The sequence below is a fragment of the Pseudoclavibacter chungangensis genome, assembly GCF_013410545.1.
Classification (GTDB): domain Bacteria; phylum Actinomycetota; class Actinomycetes; order Actinomycetales; family Microbacteriaceae; genus Pseudoclavibacter; species Pseudoclavibacter chungangensis.
In genome coordinates this window covers 3,382,425-3,401,636 of the sequence record NZ_JACCFV010000001.1, presented here as the reverse complement: position 1 = coordinate 3,401,636, position 19,212 = coordinate 3,382,425, and the positions used below count along the sequence as shown (strand labels likewise).

General features: G+C 68.6%; 14 protein-coding genes and 1 pseudogene. 11 read left to right on the top strand and 4 right to left on the bottom strand.

From position 1 onward, the window contains the following. Positions 1-90 precede the first annotated feature (90 nt). The 3 genes from aspT (at position 91) to HNR16_RS15010 (ending at position 5,858) form a co-directional block, all read left to right on the top strand. A complete protein-coding gene (gene aspT / locus HNR16_RS15020) occupies positions 91-1,797 on the top strand; it encodes an aspartate-alanine antiporter (protein ID WP_158041451.1) in 1,707 nt (568 codons plus the stop codon). A 78-nt stretch (positions 1,798-1,875) separates the two neighbouring features. Further along, complete coding sequence (locus HNR16_RS15015; RefSeq protein ID WP_158041452.1) at positions 1,876-3,501, top strand: bifunctional aspartate transaminase/aspartate 4-decarboxylase; 1,626 nt, start codon at positions 1,876-1,878, stop codon at positions 3,499-3,501. 371 nt (positions 3,502-3,872) lie between these two features. Next, positions 3,873-5,858, top strand: a complete 1,986-nt coding sequence (locus tag HNR16_RS15010) for a M13 family metallopeptidase (RefSeq protein ID WP_158041453.1) — start codon at positions 3,873-3,875, stop codon at positions 5,856-5,858. A gap of 126 nt (positions 5,859-5,984) precedes the next feature. Here HNR16_RS15010 and HNR16_RS15005 read toward each other — a convergent pair whose 3' ends face one another. The 3 genes and pseudogenes from HNR16_RS15005 to HNR16_RS14995 form a co-directional block, all read right to left on the bottom strand. Further along, positions 5,985-7,673: a purine-cytosine permease family protein gene (locus HNR16_RS15005; RefSeq protein WP_377700749.1), complete on the bottom strand. Its 1,689-nt coding sequence runs from the start codon at positions 7,671-7,673 to the stop codon at positions 5,985-5,987. 586 nt (positions 7,674-8,259) lie between these two features. After that, positions 8,260-9,210, bottom strand: coding sequence for a zinc-binding dehydrogenase (locus HNR16_RS15000; protein WP_263971461.1), 951 nt, complete (start codon positions 9,208-9,210; stop codon positions 8,260-8,262). A 92-nt stretch (positions 9,211-9,302) separates the two neighbouring features. Continuing rightward, positions 9,303-10,844, bottom strand: a pseudogene (locus tag HNR16_RS14995) (APC family permease). Between the two features lie 237 nt (positions 10,845-11,081). Between HNR16_RS14995 and HNR16_RS14990 the strand changes: the two are divergent. The 8 genes from HNR16_RS14990 (at position 11,082) to HNR16_RS14955 (ending at position 18,200) form a co-directional block, all read left to right on the top strand. Then, the gene (locus tag HNR16_RS14990) at positions 11,082-12,047 is read left to right on the top strand and encodes an Lrp/AsnC family transcriptional regulator (RefSeq protein ID WP_158041455.1); all 966 of its coding nucleotides are present in this window, start codon (positions 11,082-11,084) and stop codon (positions 12,045-12,047) included. 300 nt (positions 12,048-12,347) lie between these two features. Further along, positions 12,348-12,650, top strand: a complete 303-nt coding sequence (locus tag HNR16_RS14985; protein WP_158041456.1) for an urease subunit gamma — start codon at positions 12,348-12,350, stop codon at positions 12,648-12,650. Between the two features lie 7 nt (positions 12,651-12,657). Then, a complete protein-coding gene (gene ureB, locus HNR16_RS14980) occupies positions 12,658-13,038 on the top strand; it encodes an urease subunit beta (RefSeq protein WP_158041457.1) in 381 nt (126 codons plus the stop codon). Continuing rightward, positions 13,038-14,741, top strand: coding sequence for an urease subunit alpha (locus tag HNR16_RS14975; RefSeq protein ID WP_158041458.1), 1,704 nt, complete (start codon positions 13,038-13,040; stop codon positions 14,739-14,741). The genes ureB and HNR16_RS14975 overlap by 1 nt, the downstream gene beginning before the upstream one ends. 9 nt (positions 14,742-14,750) lie before the next feature. Next, positions 14,751-15,458, top strand: a complete 708-nt coding sequence (locus HNR16_RS14970) for an urease accessory protein UreF (RefSeq protein WP_225737932.1) — start codon at positions 14,751-14,753, stop codon at positions 15,456-15,458. Next, positions 15,451-16,326 (top strand): urease accessory protein UreG, encoded by an 876-nt coding sequence (gene ureG / locus HNR16_RS14965; RefSeq protein WP_158041459.1) that lies wholly within the window; start codon positions 15,451-15,453, stop codon positions 16,324-16,326. The genes HNR16_RS14970 and ureG overlap by 8 nt, the downstream gene beginning before the upstream one ends. Then, complete coding sequence (locus HNR16_RS14960; RefSeq protein ID WP_218868459.1) at positions 16,323-17,447, top strand: HoxN/HupN/NixA family nickel/cobalt transporter; 1,125 nt, start codon at positions 16,323-16,325, stop codon at positions 17,445-17,447. Before ureG ends, HNR16_RS14960 begins: the two co-directional genes overlap by 4 nt. 306 nt (positions 17,448-17,753) lie before the next feature. Further along, positions 17,754-18,200, top strand: coding sequence for a DUF4234 domain-containing protein (locus HNR16_RS14955; protein ID WP_158041460.1), 447 nt, complete (start codon positions 17,754-17,756; stop codon positions 18,198-18,200). Between the two features lie 284 nt (positions 18,201-18,484). On the opposite strand, the gene HNR16_RS14950 is transcribed toward HNR16_RS14955, so the two are convergent. Further along, a complete protein-coding gene (locus tag HNR16_RS14950) occupies positions 18,485-19,117 on the bottom strand; it encodes a hypothetical protein (RefSeq protein ID WP_179558288.1) in 633 nt (210 codons plus the stop codon). Positions 19,118-19,212: the final 95 nt, after the last annotated feature.

The window sequence follows — 19,212 nt, the reverse complement described above, 5'->3', positions numbered from 1 at the left end:
GAAGCGCCTGCCACGTCCGGGCCGGTTCCGGCAGCCCGCGTCTCGTCCGCAACACCACCCCACTCGGACGACCTTGCGGAGGTAGGGATCGTGGGAGCCGTCGGCGCGCTGCTTCAGCAGCAGCCACTCATCGCGCTGTTCGTGTGCATCTCGCTGGGCTATCTGCTCGGCAAGATCCGCATCAAGTCGTTCACGCTCGGCGGGATCGCCGGAACGCTCATCGTGAGCGTCGTGCTCGGTCAGATCGGCATCAAGCTCGACGAGAGCGTGCGGACCGTGTTCTTCGCACTCTTCATCTACGCGGTCGGCTTCCAGGGTGGCCCGCAGTTCTTCCGCGCGCTCAACCGCCGCTCGCTCAACCAGTTGCTCTCCGCCGTCCTCACCTGCGTGCTCGGACTGCTCGCGGTCCTCGTCGCTGCCTGGGTCTTCGGCCTCGACCGCGGTCTCGCCGCGGGTCTCGCCGCGGGCGGGCTCACGCAGTCTGCCATCATCGGCACGGCGGGTGATGCGATCGCCAAGCTCGGGCTGCCGCAGGACCAGACACAGGCGATGCAGAGCAACGTCGCCGTCGGCTACGCCGTGACCTACATCTTCGGCTCGCTCGGACCGATCCTGCTCATCACGTGGTTCCTGCCGATGATCCGAAAATGGAACATCCGCTCCGAGGCCGTCGCGCTCGCCGCGAAGCTCTCGGGTGGACACCCCGAACTCGAAGCGGGGCAGTTCAACGGCGTCCGGCGCATCGTGACACGCAGCTTCCGCGTGACCGACACCAGCCCGATCGTCGGAAAACGCAGCGGAGCCATCGACAGCGACCTGGCCGACGTCAGTATCGAAGCCATCGTCCGCGACGGCAACCAGCACGAGGCGGACGACGACACCGTGGTGCGATCAGGAGACCTCCTCATCGTGACCGGCGACGTCGACGCCCTCCGGCGGGTCGGCACACGCCTCGGTACCGAGGCCGAGACGCCCGATGGAACGGTCGAGGTCGAGGAGACGCGAGACATCGTGCTCACCGACCGCCGCTACGTCGGGTCGACGATCGGCCAGGTCCACTCGCAGCTCGATGCGCAGGCCGACTACGGCGTGTTCTTCAGCGGCGTGCGGCGCGCCGGGCAGGAGCTTCCGACCCTCCGAGACGTCGAACTCCACCGCGGGGACGAACTCGTCACCGTCGGACGCCCCGCCGACATCGACCGGGCACAGAAGGTGCTCGGGTACGGCATCAAGCGAACCGGCGTCACGGACTTCGTCTTCTTCGGCATCGGCATCGCGCTCGGCATGCTCCTCGGCCTCGTCGAGATCCCGATGTTCGGCGTCTCCGTCAGCATCGGTTCCGGTGGCGGCTGCCTCATCTCCGGGCTCGTGTTCGGCTGGCTGCGCGGCGTCCACCCTCGCTTCGCGGCCCTCCCGACGGGTGCGTCGAACTTCCTCCGGGACTTCGGACTCGCCGCCTTCGTCGGTGCCGTCGGGCTCGGAGCGGGGGCGCAGGCGCTGAGCGCCATCGAACAGTCGGGCCTCACGCTGCTGCTGCTCGGCATCGGCGTCACCCTCGTGCCGACCGTGCTGAGCTTCTTCCTCTCCTATTACCTGCTGCGCATCCGGAACCCGATCGAATTGCTCGCGTCCATCGCGGGCGGGCGCAGCGCCAACCCGGCATTCGCGGCACTCATGAGCAAAGCGGGCAACGCGACACCCGTCGTACCGTTCACGATCACCTACGCCGTCGCCAACGTATTGCTCACGCTCTGGGGACCCGTGATCGTGAACCTCGTGACGGTCAATGCCTCCTGAGCGCTGCCCGCCCGGGCGAACAGTTCGTCCGCGACCGCAGTGCACGACGAACGAACGGATGACGAAAGGAACGCGACCATGACCGAGAACACGACGCCGGCGAAGCGCACCCTGGACGATGTCGGGCCCGACGACCGACTGAGCCCGTTCGAGCTGAAGGACCTGCTCATCCGGGCGGCGTCGAGCGACGCGCACCGCCTCATGCTCAATGCCGGGCGCGGCAACCCGAACTTCCTCGCGACCGTGCCGCGCCGTGCGTTCCTGCGCATCGGCGAGTTCGCGGTCGAGGAGTCCGAGCGCTCGTACTCCTACCTCGACAGCGGGTTCGGAGGGCAGCCGCGTCTCGACGGTCTCGTCGACCGATTCGACACGTTCGTGAGCCGGTACCCGGACGATCCCGGCGTTCGATTCCTTCGCTCGGCGCTCTCCTTCGCCGACGACCAGCTCGGGCTCGACGAGCATGCGTTCCTCGCCGAACTCGTCGAGGCGTCGCTCGGGAGCAACTACCCGACGCCGCCGCGCATCCTCGAGCACTGCGAGCAGATCGTCGAGCGCTACCTCCGACAGGAGATGGGTGACGCGTCCCTGTCGTTCTCGCTGTTCGCCACCGAGGGGGGCACGGCGGCGATGACGTACCTCTTCCAGTCGCTGTTCGCGAATGAGCTGCTGCACCCGGGCGACAAGATCGCGATCGGTACGCCCATCTTCTCGCCGTACCTCGAGATCCCCGTCCTGCCCGGCTACGACCTCGGGGTCGTCGACATCCGGCTCGATCAGGACGCGGACTGGCAGTATCCGGACGCCGAACTCGACAAGCTCCTCGATCCCGCCGTGAAGGTCTTCTGCCTCGTCAACCCGAGCAACCCGCCCTCGACGAAGCTCAGCGACGAACGGCTCCACGCGATCGCGGAACTGATCCGCACGAAGCGTCCCGACCTCGTCGTCATCACCGACGACGTGTACGGCACGTTCGCCGACGACTTCACGTCGCTGTTCGCGGTGGCCCCCGCCAACACGATCCTCGTGTACTCGTTCTCGAAGTTCTTCGGCGCGACGGGCTGGCGCCTGGGGGTCATCGGCGTGCACGAGGAGAACGTGGTCGACGCGGCGATCCGGGCGCTCCCGGCCGACGTCACCGATCGGCTCGCGAAGCGGTACTCGTCGCTCACGGACGACGTCGCCGGCCTGCGCTTCATCGACCGGCTCGTGGCGGATTCGCGTGCCGTCGCACTGAACCACACCGCCGGCCTCTCGCTGCCGCAGCAACTGCAGATGACGCTGTTCGCCGTGCACGGGCTCGTGGATCGTCGCGGCCACTACAAGGAGGCCGCGAAGTCACTCATCCGACAGCGCGAGCAGACGCTCTACGCGAATGTCGGGGCGCCGTACCGATTCGAACCCGAGGACGTCGACTACTACACGCTCGTCGACCTGCAACGCCTCGCCGCGGAGTTGCACGGTGCGGGGTTCGCGAACTGGTTCGCGGCGGGAGCGCACGGACGCGACTACCTGTTCCGGCTCGCACGCGAGACGGGCGTCGTCCTGCTGCCCGGGAAGGGCTTCGAGGTCGTCGACGCCTCTGCGAGGGTGTCGCTCGCGAACCTCGCCGAGTGGGAGTACGTCGCGATCGGACGGTTCACGCGGAAGGTGCTCGACGAGTACTACGCGCAGTACTCGGCCGAGAACGGCACGCCGAAGGAGTGAGGCCGCTCGGGCCGAGTCGGACAGGCGGGGGCTCACAGCGCCCCGCAGTGCGGGCGAGCGGGAGGCGGTGGCGCCTGGGCCGATCCCGAGGGTGATGACCTTCGAGCCGGCCCCTTCGGGCGCGATCCTGTCGCTCGGCGGAATCCGGGTGGTCCCGGATTCGCCGTGGGAACACGGGCCGGGCAACGGCGGAGCGATCACCGCGAGCGCATGAGCGCGTCGATCCCGCCTGTGTACTCGGCGACGAGTGCGTGCCGAAGCGGCCCAGCGGCATGCGCGAGGTCCGTCACGCCGTCGCACCCCGGGCACGGCATCCCACGGCTCGGCCAGGCCACCGCCCGCGCTCAGCGCCGCGCCGGTAGCGTTGCAGCATGGCAGCAACGCGCGATGAAGCGGGCCGGGAGGCCCTCGTCTCAGGAATCGACCGCAGCGAGTTCGACGACTCCGTCCGGGTGCAGGATGACCTGTTCCGGCACACGAACGGCGGGTGGCTGGCCACCGCCGAGATCCCGCCCTCGCTCCCCGCCTGGGGCTCGTTCATGAAGCTGCGCGATGAGGCCGAGGACGCCGTGCGCGAGCTGCTCGAGGAGGGCGCTGCGGCCGAGCCCGGCACCGACGCACGCAAGGCGGCCGACGCGTTCGCGGCGTTCATGGACACCGCGAAGCTCGAGGAACTCGGCATCGAGCCGATTCGCGACGATCTCGCGGCCGCACTCGCCGTTGGCTCGATCGACGAGTTCCTCCGCACGCTCGGTCGCCAGGAGCGCGAGGGCCTCGGCGGGTTCTTCCAGGCCTTCGTCTACCCCGACGCCGACGACCCGACGCGGTACGCGCTGTCCATCGAGCAGGGCGGTCTCGGGCTGCCCGACGAGAGCTACTACCGCGAGGAGCAGCACGCACCCATCCGCGAGGCGTACCTCGCGCACATCGAACGCATGTTCGCGATCGCGGAGCTCGACGGGCCGGCCGAGCGCGCGCGGCGCGTGTTCGAGCTTGAGACCGCGATCGCGTCGCACCACTGGGACAACGTCGCGACGCGCGATGCGCAGAAGACGCACAACCCGCGCACGTGGGCCCAGCTGCGCGAGGCGTTCGACGGCATCGACCTCGACGGCTGGCGCGACGAACTGCAGGCCCCGGCGGGCGCGTTCGACGAGATCGACCTGCGCGAGCCGAGCTTCGCCGAGGGGCTCGTGGGCCTCCTCGTCGCCGAGCGGCTCGACGAGTGGCGCGACTGGCTGCTGTGGCGCATCGTCGTCGGCTCGGCCGCGCTCCTGACGCCGGCGATCTCGGCCGCGAACTTCGAGTTCTACGGCAAGGTGCTGCAGGGCACGCAGGAGCAGCGCGAGCGGTGGAAGCGTGGTGTCGCCGCGGCGCAGGGGGTCGTGTCGGACGCGATCGGCCGCGAGTACGTCGCGCGGCACTTCCCGCCCACGGCGAAGACGCGCATGGAGGAGCTCGTCGGGCACCTGCTCGACGCCTACCGCGCGTCGATCACGACGCTCGAGTGGATGACACCCGCGACGCGTGAGAAGGCGCTCGACAAGCTCGACCGCTTCGTCACGAAGATCGGCTACCCGGAGCGGTGGCGCGACTACACCGAGCTCGAGGTCGCCGCCGACGACCTCGTCGGGAACGCGCGCCGATCGGCCGTGTTCGAGGCGGCGTACGAGTACGGCAAGCTCGGCGGGCCCGTCCGCAAGGACGAGTGGCTCATGCCGCCGCAGACGGTGAACGCGTACTACTCGCCCGGCGAGAACGAGATCGTGTTCCCCGCCGCGATCCTGCAGCCCCCGTTCTTCGACGCCGAGGCCGACGATGCGGCGAACTACGGTGCGATCGGTGCCGTCATCGGGCACGAGATCGGGCACGGCTTCGACGACCAGGGCTCGAAGTACGACGGCGACGGCAAGCTCGAGGACTGGTGGACCGACGAGGACCGCGCCGCGTTCGAGGAGCGCACCGCGTCGCTCATCGCGCAGTACGACGCGCTGTCGCCGGTCGGTGCGGACGGTGAGCACGTCAACGGCAGCCTCACGATCGGCGAGAACATCGGTGACCTCGGTGGGCTCGGGATCGCCTGGAAGGCGTACCTCGCGACGCTCGACGGCGCCGAGCCGCCCGTCATCGACGGCCTCACGGGTGCCGAGCGGTTCTTCTTCGCGTGGGCGCAGGCCTGGCGGCAGACGGCGCGGCCCGAATACGTGAAGCTGCTGCTGCAGGTCGACCCGCACTCGCCCGCCGAGTTCCGCTGCAACCAGATCGTCCGCAACATCGACGCGTTCCACGACACGTTCGGGACGAGCGAGGGCGATGGCCTGTGGCTCGCCCCCGAGGAGCGCGTCACCATCTGGTGACCGCGAACGACAGAGCGCCCCGCCGATCGTTTCCTGATCGGCGGGGCGCTCTTCCCGTTGCCCGCCGCTTCGCCGTCCGGCCCCGGACGGCGAAGCGGCGGCGAGCGGAGTGACGGGCCCGAACACTCAGCGCTGTTCGGGGAGCACGTACCTGCCGGTCTTGTCGGTGGCCAGCGCGAGCGAGGAGATGTACTGCTTCGAGCCGTCTGCGGCTCGTTCCGCGGAGAGCAGCATGTCGGGGCGCTCGAACTCGAGTCCGGTGACGTGGCAGCGCAGCAGGACGTCCGAGGGGTTTCCGTCGGCGTCCGTCATCGGCAGTTCGATGCCGTCATCGGTGCGCCGCAGGTAGAAGCGGCCGCGGGTGAGCATAGCCATCAGCGGCGTGACCACGACCGGGATCGCGACGGCGAAGATGGCCGAGAAGGGAGCGATCCCCGGGCCGAACGCGCCGAAGAACACCGCGATCGACACACCCGCCGCGAGCAGCAGCGAAACCACGCCGACGGGGTTCCAGGCGTACAGCATGCCGCGACGGAACTCGGGATGCTTCGGTGACAGCCCGAGCAGGTACTTGTTGATGCCGATGTCGGTTGCCACCGTCACGATCCACGCCATGCCGCAGTTCGCGTAGAAGCCGAGGATGGTGTTCAGGAAATCGAACATGTTCAGTTCCATCAGCACCAGTGCGATCGCGAGATTCACGATGACGAACACGAGCCTGCCCGGATACGTCCGAGTGACGCGGGTGAACGCATTGGTCCACGCCAGGGATCCGGAGTAGGCGTTCGTGACATTAATCTTGATCTGCGAGATCACGACGAGGATCACTGCGAGTGTCATCGCCAACCAGCCGGGCATCATGTGCTCGTAGACGCCGAGGAACTGGTGCACCGGTTCGTTCGCCGTCACCGACGCGGCCGGGTCGAGGGTGGCGATCAGGTAGACCGCGATGAAGAGGCCGATCGCTTGCTTCAGCGCGCCGAACACCACCCATCCCGGCCCGGCGATGATCACCGCACGCCACCATGATCGCCGATTCGCATCCGTGCGCGGCGGCATGAATCGCAGGTAGTCGATCTGCTCGGCGATCTGCGCGATCAGTGACAGGCACACGCCCGCGGCGAGCATCACGGATGCGAAGTTCACGCCTGAGCCACTGCCGTCCTCACCGGTGTATGCGAAGAACATCGACACCGAGGACGGATCCGACAGCAGCAGGTACGCGAGCGGGACGACCATCAGGAGGAGCCAGAGCGGCGTCGTCCACACCTGCAGTTTCGACAGCGCCTTCATGCCGTAGATCACCAGCGGGATGACGATGATGGTCGAGACCGCGTACCCGATCGGGCGCGGCACGTGCAATCCCAACTCGAGCCCCTGCGCCATGATCGAGCCCTCGAGCGCGAAGAAGATGAAGGTGAACGTGGCGAAGATGACATTCGTGATGACCGACCCGTAGTAACCGAATCCGGAACCGCGAGTGATGAGGTCCAGGTCGATGTTGTAGCGAGCCGCGTAGTAGGCCAGCGGAAAACCCGTCACGAAGATGATGGTCGCGGCGACGGCGATCCCGAGCAGTGCATTGGTCGTGCCGTAGGCGATGCCGGCATTCGCGCCGATCGAGAAGTCCGCCAGGTACGCGATGCCGCCGAGCGCACTCGTCGCGACCACCCCGGCGCCCCACTTCCGGTACGAGCGTGGTGCGAAGCGAAGGGTGTAATCCTCCAGGCTCTCGCGTGTGGCCGCATGCGTTTCGGACGACGTGGATACGGCGGGTGCGGCAGCGCCGCGTGGTGTCTCGATGTCAGTGGACACGGTGGGACCCTTCGATCGGAGGTGCGCAGGTAATGGGTGAAGCCCCAGGAACACCTGCCACGTCATCGCAGCAGGTCGGCCGACACGCCGCCGGGACGAGCCCGAGATGCACGTTCGAGCTTGTCGGTCGCGTGTTTCCACGGTGTTGAGCGCAGCGAACGGTCGTGTGTCCACCGTCCGGGACCGCGACGACAGCGAGGCGGTCGGCAGGGACGTCAGCGCCGCCGCGTCGGACGAGGGGACGAGCGAGTCTCCATCACGCGTGCGCCGTCACTCGTGCTCCGACGAGGCGAGCTCCCCGGGTGCGCGGCCCCGGACGAACGAGGCCGGTCGGATCATCGGGGCCCTATGGCTGCTCGACACGCCGATGTCGTCGCGAGCAGGGAGGGCGAGTTCATCGAAGCAGGTGACCGTCCGGCTCGTGTGGGGGACGGACCGGGCGTGAACCGGTGACGCACTCAGCATGACGGGCGGTGCGGGCAACGCACCACCATGACGGTGCTCGACTGCCTGCCATCGCACCTCCGAGATGGCCAGGGTCAGCTCGGACGACAGCCGGGTGAGGTCTGTTGCGGGTCCGTGTTCATCACGGAATCAAGATGGTTCGCAGCCCGACTCCGTTCTCGAGGTCCCGGAACGCTTCCTCGAACTCGGTGATCGGCCGGTGTGCGCCGACGAGCAGATCCAGCGGCAGGCGGCCCGACAGGTACAGCGATGCAATCCTCGGTACATCGACGGCGGCCACGCTGGAGCCGTAGTTGCACCCCAGAATCCGCTTGCCCTGATCCGCGAGGTCGAATGCGTCGATCGGCACCCTGGCGCCGACCTTCGGCATGCCGACGAGGACAGCGGCGCCACCTGAACGGACCATGGACGGGAGCTGCGCGATCAGGCGCGGACTGCCGACTGCTTCGAAGGCGTAGTCGGCGCCGCCGAGGTGTTCCCGGCACCATGCGACGACATCGACCGAGGAACCGTCGAGCGTGTCGGTCGCGCCGAGTTGTCGCGCCGCCCGGCGTCGGTCTTCCGAGAGGTCGACCGCGACGATGCGACCCGCCCCGGCCAGGCGAAGGCCCATGACCGTCGCGAGCCCGACGCCCCCGCACCCGACCACTACCGCCGATTCACCCGGCCGAACGCGCGCGGTGTTCACTGCGGCGCCGATTCCGGTGGTGATTGCACAACCGAGCAATGCCGCGACGTCGAAGGGGAGGTCCCGCGATACCTTGACTGCCGCCGTGCGCGGAACGACGACATGCGAGGTGAACGCTCCGAGGCCGAGGAACGGCCACACCTGCTCGCCCTTCGAAACGAAGGCGGTGTCGCCGTCGGGGAGCCCGTTCTCGACGGCGCGTGTGCCCGTGCAGAGCCATGCGCGTCCCGCTGCGCACGACTCGCATCGGCCGCACGGGGCGAACCACGAGAGGACGACGTGGTCGCCGGGATCGAGGTCGACCCCCTCGCCCACCTCGGTCACGACGCCGGCGGCTTCGTGACCGAGCACAAGGGGCCGGTCCTCAGGCCAGTCCCCGTTCACGACGTGGAGGTCTGAATGGCACACGCCCGCTGCGCGGATCTCGACGGCCACCTCACCGAAACGCGGGGCGCGCACGGACACATCACGCAGCGTCAAGCCGTTGCCCGGCTCGAGGACAACGGCCGGTGTCGTGGCGCTCGACGGTCACCTCCTGACGTTGCGTCGGCCCCGTTCGGGATCTCTGCGTGCGGCTTCCGGATCACGAGGTAGAGCAAACCGATGACCGTCAGCACGCTGAACACCAGGACCACCGCCCACACCTGGACCCATGTGCCGTCGATCGGCGCGAGTTCGACTCGTGGCCAGGCGATGTTGATGACCTCGAACACCAGCCAGACGACGGCGAGGATGTTGATGGCCAAGCCGAACCGACCCGGGACGAACGCGCCGCGACGCGGATCCCACGTGCCGGTGAGCCGTGCACGCAGCGCGACGACCGCAACGATGAGGAAGACGATGTAGAAGCCGCCGGACCCGAACGAGATCAGCGTGGCCGCGGCGTTCCCGTTGAGTCCGAGCAGCAGTCCGAGCGCCGCGAGGGCCGCTGTGGCGATGAGCGAGACGTGCGGGATGTCGGCCTTCCCGATCCGTGACAGCTGGCGGGAGAACGGGAGCTGCCGGTCGCGAGCGAAGCTGAAGACCATTCGTCCGATGTAGGTCTGGATGGAGACTGCGCAGGCGAGGAAGGCGATCAGGACCACGACGACGAACGGCTTCTCGATCCATGAACCGAACGATTCGACGACGGAGGCGAGTACGGGATCGACCACCTCGCCGTTGACGGCACGTTCGGGGTTCTCCAGCGCCAAGGTCACGGCGACACCACTCAGCAGCACGGTCGCACCGACGAACAGGAACGAGCGCAGCAGGGCCCGGGGGACCGTCTGCCGAGGGGACTTCGCCTCTTCGGCGACTTGCGTCGTCGCGTCGAACCCCAGGAACGCCCAGCCCGCCACGGCGAGGCAGGTCAGGAACCCGAGGAAGGCTGATCCGCTCGAGGTGTCCTCGGCACCGAGTGTCTGGAAGAGGACGACCGGGTTGTTCCGCATGAAGAACAGGAGGAGCAACACGCTGAAGCCGATCGAGGCAACTGCCTCGGCAATGATGCCGGCGCTCAGGAAGTGCTTGACGGGGTTGACGCCGAGGAGGTTGACCCCGAGCGCGAGCAGGAGAAACACTCCGCCGTAGAGGACGAGCTCAATGGGGCTGTCGGAGGTGGAGCCGATCAGTTCGCGGACCCATACGCCTCCCAGATACGCAACCGTCGAGAGCGATGCGATGGCGGCGGAGAGATAAATCCATCCGGTCAGTCATCCGAGCTTCCGCCCCGCGAGGCGCCGGACCCACTGGTACACGCCACCGGTCATGGGGAACTGTGAGGCGAGCTGCGCATACACCGTCGCCACCAGGAGCTGACCGATGAATGCGACCAGCACGGCCCAGATCCACGCGGGGCCGCTGAAGGCGAATCCGAGCTGGACGACCGCGTAGACGCCGACCACCGGCGAAATGGTTGCGAAGCCGAGGGCGAACACCGCCCATGGGGAGAGTGTGCGTTTGAGTTCCTGCTCGTAACCGTAGTCGGCGAGTTCTTGGGCGTCGCCGTCGGATTCGAATTGATCGGGGGTGACCATGTGGGCCCTTTCGTCGTCGTGAGGCATCGGCGGCGCCGGAGTCGCTGTACGTGCCCGCCTGTGTTCGACATCGGTGTCGATCTGACTCGCCATGAACATAGAACACGACGGCGTCCTGATGGACGAAAAATGCTGTCTCCGCGCGTGAGAATACGTATTCGAGCAATTCATGGGCAGATCGAGAGGATTTGCCGCCCCAAGGGTGGGTAATGTTGCGAATCTGCTACGCTCCAATCGATGGATTCCGGGAGGGATATGCGTCATCGAGACCCGCTCACGACTCCTGTGCTGAGGCTGCTCCGCCAGGACGGTCGAGCCAGCTACACGCGTATCGCCGAGACGTTGGGCATCTCGCGAAAGCGCGTGACGGAGATCGTTCAGCGGGCGGTCGACACGCACGAGGTCGTCTTCACGGTCTCGGTGAGCCCTGACCTCCTCGGGCTCCAGCGATTCGGATATGTCCAGCTCCGGATGGACGGGCCCGTCGGCCCGGCGAGAGCCGGTCTCATCGCGATGCCGGAGACCACATTCGTGGCGGACATCACCGGAGATGCCCCGCTCGACGCCGAGATCCGCGTCGGTCCCGACCCCCATCTGCGGCACACCCTCGAACGGATCCGTGCCCTCCCGCACGTGTCGGACATCCGAACACACGTGTACGAGAGCATCGAGATCAACCTCTACTCACCATTGCGGACGGGACGGACGGGGATGAGTCTCGATCGGACCGACCGGGCCATCGTGCGCCATCTGCAGCGGGATGGACGAGCGACATACGCCGAGCTCGGGGAGAGTGTCGGCGTGTCAGCGAGCGCTGCAAGGCTGAGGCTGAGGCGGCTGGTGGCGGCGGATGCGTTGAAGGTCGTGGGTGTGCCGGCCCGTCACGCCGATTCGGACGTCCCGACGCTTGGCGTGGGAATTCGAACGCGAGGTGCGCTCGATCCCGCTGTACAGCTGGTGCGTTCGCTGGAGCCGGAGTTCCTGGCGATCGCGATAGGTGAGTACGAACTCATCGCGACGCTGCGCGCGCAGCGCGTGGCGGATCTCGTCCCTCTCGTCGATCGGCTCGTGTCGAGCCCGGAAGTCGCGACCCTCCGCACATGGACCAACCTGCGAATGCTGAAAGAGGAATACGGACGTGGCGAGCTGCTGTCCGTCAAGCATGAGGTTCCCGCCGTATCGGCGGCGGCTGGGAGCGAATGACGGCCTGGCCCTTCGAACCGGTGCTGAGCGGTGAGACGCAGCCGAGTATGAAGGGGGCCGAGCAGGAGACGGAACGCGGAGCGAGCCTCCTGCTGTCCGACCGCGCACGTGCGGCCCGCCTGCTTCGTCTGGCCGCGTACGCGCCAGGACGCGACCCTGACGGTGGTCCGTCCCCGCCGCGCACGGCTCGGCAGCAGACCTCGGAAACGTGCGCGAAACACGGTTCGGCGACGGTGGAAGACGGTGCGCGTCGAACACGCCACCGGCTGATCCACCGATCGGGCACGTGGGAGGGGAGCGATGAACTTCACGCCGGCCGAGACCGAGAAGCTGTTGCTCGCCGTCGCGGGCATGGTCGCACGCGACCGACTCGCACGTGGCATCCCCCTCAACTACCCCGAATCCATCGCGCTGCTCAGCACGTGGGTCATCGAACGCGCACGCGAGGGCGTCGGCGTCGAACAGCTCATGGTCGACGGACGCTTCGTGCTCGGCCGCGAGCAGGTCATGCCCGGCGTCGCCGACATGCTCGCCGACGTGCAGGTCGAGGCGACGTTCCCCGACGGCCGCAAACTCGTCACGATCCACCAGCCGATCGCCTAGGAGCACCATGGCCTCCATCTCCGCATCCGGCCCCGGCGCCGTCCGCGTCGCCCCCGGCACCGTGCACCTCAACGCCGACCGCAGCGACGTCGAACGCATCCGCATCGTGTTCGTGAACACGGGCGACCGGCCCATCCAGATCGGCTCACACATCCACCTGCCCGACGTGAACCCCGCCCTCGAGTTCGACCGCGCCGCGGCGCAGGGATTCCGCCTCGACGTGCCATCGGGTACCTCTCAGCGCTTCGAGCCCGGCGCCTCCCGCGAGCTCGACGCCGTCGCGCTGCGCGGCGCACGCCGCGTGCCCGGCATCCGGCTCCCCGCCGACGGGGCGGCCGATGGTTCGCCGTCCGGGGACGCCACGCGACACGGGGAGGGCGAGTACTGATGGTCGAGATCAGCCGCGAACGGTACGCCGCGCTCTTCGGCCCCACGAGGGGCGATCAGGTGCGCCTCGGCGACACCGAGCTGTGGATCGAGATCGAGGAGGATCGCACCTTCGGTGGCGAGGAGGCCGTCTTCGGCGGCGGCAAGTCGATCCGCGAATCCATGGCACAGGGCACGACGACGCGCGCCGAGGGGGCCCTCGACACGGTCATCACGAACGCGATCGTGCTCGACTGGTGGGGCGTCGTGCGCGCCGACGTCGGCATCCGCGACGGCCGCATCGTCGCGCTCGGGCGCGCCGGCAACCCCGACGTCGCCGACGGCGTGCACCCCGAGCTGCACATCGGCCCGTCGACCGACGTCATCTCGGGCGAGGGGCGCATCCTCACGGCGGGTGCCTTCGACACGCACGTGCACCTCCTGTCCCCCTCGCAGCTCCACGAGGCGCTCGCGACGGGTATCACGACGATCGCGGGCGGCGGCACCGGCCCGTCCGAGGGCAGCAAGGCGACGACCGTGACGCCCGGCGCCTGGCACCTCGAGAAGATGCACCGCGCGCTCGACGCGCTCCCGCTCAACATCCTGCTCCTCGGCAAGGGCAATACGGTCTCCGCGGCGGGCCTCGCCGAGCAGGCGCTCGCGGGGGCCGCGGGCTACAAGGTGCACGAGGACTGGGGCGCGACGCCCGCCGCGATCGACGCCTCCCTGCGCGCCGCCGACGAGTACGGCCTACAGGTCGCCCTGCACTCCGACTCGCTCAACGAGGCGGGCTACGTCGACTCGACGGTGCGCGCGATCGGTGGCCGCTCGATCCACGCGTTCCACGTCGAGGGTGCGGGCGGCGGGCACGCCCCCGACATCCTCACGATCGCGTCGCTGCCGCACATCCTGCCGGGCTCGACGAACCCGACGCTGCCGCACACCGTCAACACGGTCGCCGAGCACATCGACATGCTCATGGTGTGCCACCACCTCAACCCGGCCGTGCCGGAGGACCTCGCGTTCGCGGAATCGCGCATCCGCGCCACGACGATCGCGGCCGAGGACATCCTGCACGACCTCGGGGCCCTGTCGATCACGTCGTCGGACGCACAGGCGATGGGGCGGATCGGCGAGGTCGTGACGCGCACGTGGCAGGTCGCGCACGTCATGAAGGCCCGCTTCGGTGACCTCGGTGGCGGTCTGCCCGCCGACAACCTGCGGGCGCGCCGCTACGTCGCGAAGTACACGATCAACCCGGCGATCGCGCACGGCGTCGACGAGCACCTCGGCTCGATCGAGCCGGGCAAGCTCGCGGATCTCGTGCTGTGGGACCCGAAGCTGTTCGGCGTGCGGCCGGCCGTCGTGCTCAAGGGCGGCGCGATCGCGTGGGCAGCGCTCGGCGACCCGAACGCGTCGATCCCGACGCCGCAACCCGTCCTCATGCGGCCGTCGTTCGGCGACGCGATCGGGGCCGATCTGTCGATCAGCTTCGTCTCTTCCGCTGCGCTCGACGACGGCCTCGCCGGGCGTCTCGGTCTGCGTCGACGCTTGCTACCGCTCGCGCCGACGCGCGACGTGGGGAAGGCCGACATGAAGAACAATGACGCCCTGCCGCGCATCGAGGTGGAACCCGACACGTTCGAGATCTCGATCGACGGCGAACGCGTCGTCCCCGCACCCGCATCGGTGCTGCCGCTCGCGCAGCTCTACAACCTCTTCTGACACGGGCCCGTGCACACCGTCCCCACGAGCGAGTCCCACACCGCTCCGGCCGTCGCGATGCTCCTCGCCGATTCGCGACTGCCGTCGGGCGCGCACGTCTGCTCGAACACGCTCGAGGCCGCCCTGCGAGCGGGCATGCCGCCGAGCGATGTGCCCCGCTACCTGCAGACGCGCATGCGTACCGTGACGCGCGTCGAGGCGGGCACCGCGGTCGTCGCCCGCGCGCTCGTCCGCTCGGCGTCCGACCCCGACGAGGTGCCCGACGCGCTGCGCACGGTCGACGCGGCGTGGGCCGCGCGCACCCCGAGCCGGGCACTGCGCGAGATCGGCCGCTCGCTCGGCGCGGGCCTCACGAGGCTCGCGCGAAGCGTGTGGCCCGAGAGCGGGCCGCTCGCGGTGATGCCGTCGCGCGGACTCGCCCGGCCGGTCGTGCTCGGCGCGATCGCCGGCGCGACCGGCCTCGGCGCCGTCGAGCTCGCGCGGCTCGTCGCATACGACGACGCGCAGACGGTCGCCGCCGCGACCCTCAAACTCGAACCCCTCGAACCGGCGCTCGCGAGCAGATGGGTGCTTGACGCCTGCGCCCGATTCGAACCGTTCGTCGAGCGGATCGCTCCGCTCGACGACCCGGCGGCGATCCCCGCCGCCGGTGCCCCGCAGATCGAGGGGTGGGCGGAAGCCCACGCCTCGACGACCAGGAGGTTGTTCCGTGCCTGACACCCCGCAGACCACCGGCCCGTCGACGCCCACGTCGACCCGTTCGCTCCGCCTCGGCATCGCCGGCCCCGTCGGTACCGGCAAGAGCTCGCTCATCGCGACGATCTGCCGCGCGCTCGGCGACGAGCTGCAGATCGGCGTCATCACGAACGACATCTACACCGACGAGGACGCCCGCTTCCTCCGCTCGGCGGGGGTGCTCGATCCCGAGCGCATCCGCGCCGTCGAGACGGGCGCGTGCCCGCACACGGCGATCCGCGACGACATCACCGCGAACCTCATGGCCGTCGAGGAGCTCGAGGCCGACTTCGCGCCGCTCGAGCTCTCGCTCATCGAGTCGGGCGGCGACAACCTGACGGCGACGTTCTCGCCCGCCCTCATCGATGCGCAGATCTTCGTGCTCGACGTCGCGGGCGGCGGCGATGTCGCCCGCAAGGGCGGACCGGGCATCGCCAGGGCCGACCTCCTCGTCGTGAACAAGACCGACCTCGCGCCGTACGTGGGCGTCGACGTGCCGCAGATGGTCGCCGACGCGACGGAGGCACGCGAGGGCGCACCCGTGCTCGCGCTGTCGCGCGACGACGCCGAGTCGGTCGCGGCGCTGCGCGCGTGGGTGCTGGAGCTGCTCGACAGCCACGTCTCGGGCCGCCACGTGCCGCAGGATCCGGGCCCCATGGCGCCGCACTTCCACGCGGACGAGGACGGCGGCTACGTGCACGCGCACGACGAGCCGCACGCGCACGACGGCGAGCACGCGCACGGCCACGACGGTGAGCACGAGCACGGCCATGACGGCGACCAGGAGCACGTGCACGACGGCGCCGAGGGCGCGACGCCCGCAGCCGCCGCGGATCACGTGGACCGATGAGCGAGCGTCCCGCGAAAGCCGGTGCGGCTGCGACGGCCGCGCCGCCGCGCTCTCCGCTCCGCGTCGGACGGGCCGGTGCGCGCACCCTCCTGTTGATGGGCGGCGTCATCGCGGCGCTGTTCGCGAGCGGATTCGCGCTGCTCGCCGCGGCGACGTCGAGCGGTGCGGTGCCGGCGACGGCCGCGTTCGGGTTCGGTACGGGCCTGCTCGCGATGACGCTTGGCATGCGGCATGCCTTCGACGCCGATCACATCGCGGCGATCGACAACACGACGCGCAAGCTCGTGGGGGAGGGGCGCAGTCCGCTCGCGGTCGGCTTCTTCTTCGCGCTCGGACACTCGACGATCGTGCTGCTCCTCGTGATCCTGCTCGCGTTCGGTATTCGTGCGCTCGGCAGCCAGGTGCAGGACGAGGGCTCGCCGTTGCAGCTCGTCACCGGTGTGATCGGGACGACGGTGTCGGCGACGTTCCTGTTCCTCATCGCGGCCGTGAACATCGCCGTGACGGTGTCGCTCGTCCGCTCGCTGCGGCGTGCGCGGGCGGGTGAGGTCGACGAGGAGGCGATCGAGGCCGAGCTCGCGAAGCGCGGGTTCCTCACACGGCTGTTCCGCCGCGTGGGCGATCGCATCGACGCGTCGTGGAAGATGTACCCGCTCGGCATGCTGTTCGGGCTGGGTTTCGACACGGCCACCGAGGTCGGCCTGCTCGTGCTGGCGGGGGCATCGATCGCGAGCGGCCTGCCGTGGTGGGCGATGTTGTCGTTGCCGCTGCTGTTCGCGGCGGGGATGTGCCTGTTCGACACGCTCGACGGCGCGTTCATGAACGTCGCCTACCGCTGGGCGGTCGCGCAGCCCGTGCGCCGATTGACGTACAACGTGGTCGTGACGACGCTCTCGGTCGTGATCGCGCTCGTGATCGGTGCGCTGCAGGTGCTCTCGCTCGTCGGCGAGCGGTTCGAGCTGCACGGTGCGTTCTGGGACGCGGTCGGCGCGATCGATCTGACCGCGGTCGGCTTCGGCGTCGTCGGGCTGCTCGCGGTGACGTGGATCGTCGCGGTCCTCGTGTGGCGCTTTGCGCGGCCGCAGGTGAGTGCGCTCGGGGCGGGCGGCGTGACGCGCTGATCGGGTAACGGCAGATGCGATCGACCATGTTGACGCCCTGCAGGAATCATCGGTGAACACGAACGCGGCCCGCAGCGTGGAAGGCGAGGTCGCGCGGTGCTGTCGCGGTGCTGTCGTCCGTGGACACCGGAGTTCGCGGCGATAGCCCGGAGCGCCACTCGGGCGCGACATTGCGAGGAACACTCACGCGCCACTACGCTTCGGTGGGCTTCACGCCCAATTCCCCCACCCGACGTCAGGTCGCGCTCGACGCCGCATCATCGCTGCGCCCTCGTGCTCCGGCGTCTTCAGATGAATCGGACCTTCATGACCATCAGCTCCTTGCCGCAATCTGCGCCGCAATTCGCCCCCGTTCACGCCAACTACGACACGAATCGTTCGCTGACGAAGTTCGTGCTGCTCGGAATCATCACATTCGGTATCTACATGATCTGGTCGACCGCCCGTGCGGGTGACGACTTGAACGCGATTGCGAGCCGCTGGGACAACCGTCGCTCGATGAACTTCTGGCTCCTGGCGCTCGTCGTCGGGCCGCTGACACTGGGCATCGCACCTCTCGTCTGGTGGCACGTCACGTCGGAACGGATCGGTAACGAGCAGCAGCGGCGCGGGCTCCCCGTGACCGTCACGGCCGCCGATTTCTGGCTGTGGAGCATTCTCGGTGCCGTCATCTTCGTCGGCCCGTTCATCTTCATGCACAAGTGGCTGACGGGAATGAACCAGCTTTGCGCGGACTTCAACGCGCGCGGCTGACGTATTTCAGGTGACGCCGAACGCTCCCGGATCATGAGTGATCCGGGAGCGTTCGGCGTCCGACGGACAGCCCCGTGAGCCGGGATACGCGAACTGTGAAGCGCGCGTGACATTCTGCTTCCGGGACTGGAGTCGCCCTCGCGCCGGGGCCCAATGCAGTGTCGCGCGACAGTCGCTCCGTGCGCTCCTAGGGCGTGTTGCGCAACCCATAGGAGGGGTGCGGCGAGGCAGGTGGTGGAGTGATCGTTGCGGGCGGCCCTCTCGGTTCGCATCACGATGCCGCGCTATTGCTCGAGTCGGTTGAAGCAGTTCTCGACGACGTCGTGGCGCTTGTAGCGCTTCCACTGAACGGTGCCGAACTCGATCGGCCGGCCGGGGAGTCTGCGGCGGTGGGCGGCATGGTCGACGCGTTCGGGGATCATTGAAGCGATGCGGTGCTCGCACAGCCAGACCCGGTGCGCTTTCGAGGCGTAGCCTGTGTCAGGGACGACTCGGTCCGGTCGCGTGCGGCGTCCGCCAAGCCGACCCTTGACGTGGATCTCGCGAAGCGTGTCGGCGAGCATGCTCGTGACCACTACCTGGCCAGGCGTCAACAGGCACGCGAGCGCTCGGCCTTTCCCGTCGCGGTCGAGGTCGTTCTTCGTCGTCAACCCGCCGCGGTATCGGCCGATCGTCTGATCAGGCGGCTCCCGCCCGAAAGTCTTGTCGTTCGATCTGGCCCCTGTGTCCCCGGGGAGGGTCGCGCCGTGCTGGTGCACGCGCACGATGGTCGAGTCCGGGGATGCGATCCAGTCCAGCTCGCCACGTCGGTGCGTGAGGGACTGCACCTGCTCGAGCATTCGCGCCCGAACGCCCTGTTCGGGCCGGCGGTTGAAGTTCTTGTAGACCGTGTTCCGGTTCCCGAACCGCTCCGGCACATCCCGCCTTGGCGCGCATGCGCGGACGCCTCGCTTCGGAGGAGTGCGTGCGGCTGACAGCGAGCTTATATAAGCTAAAGCACCAAATCGTGATT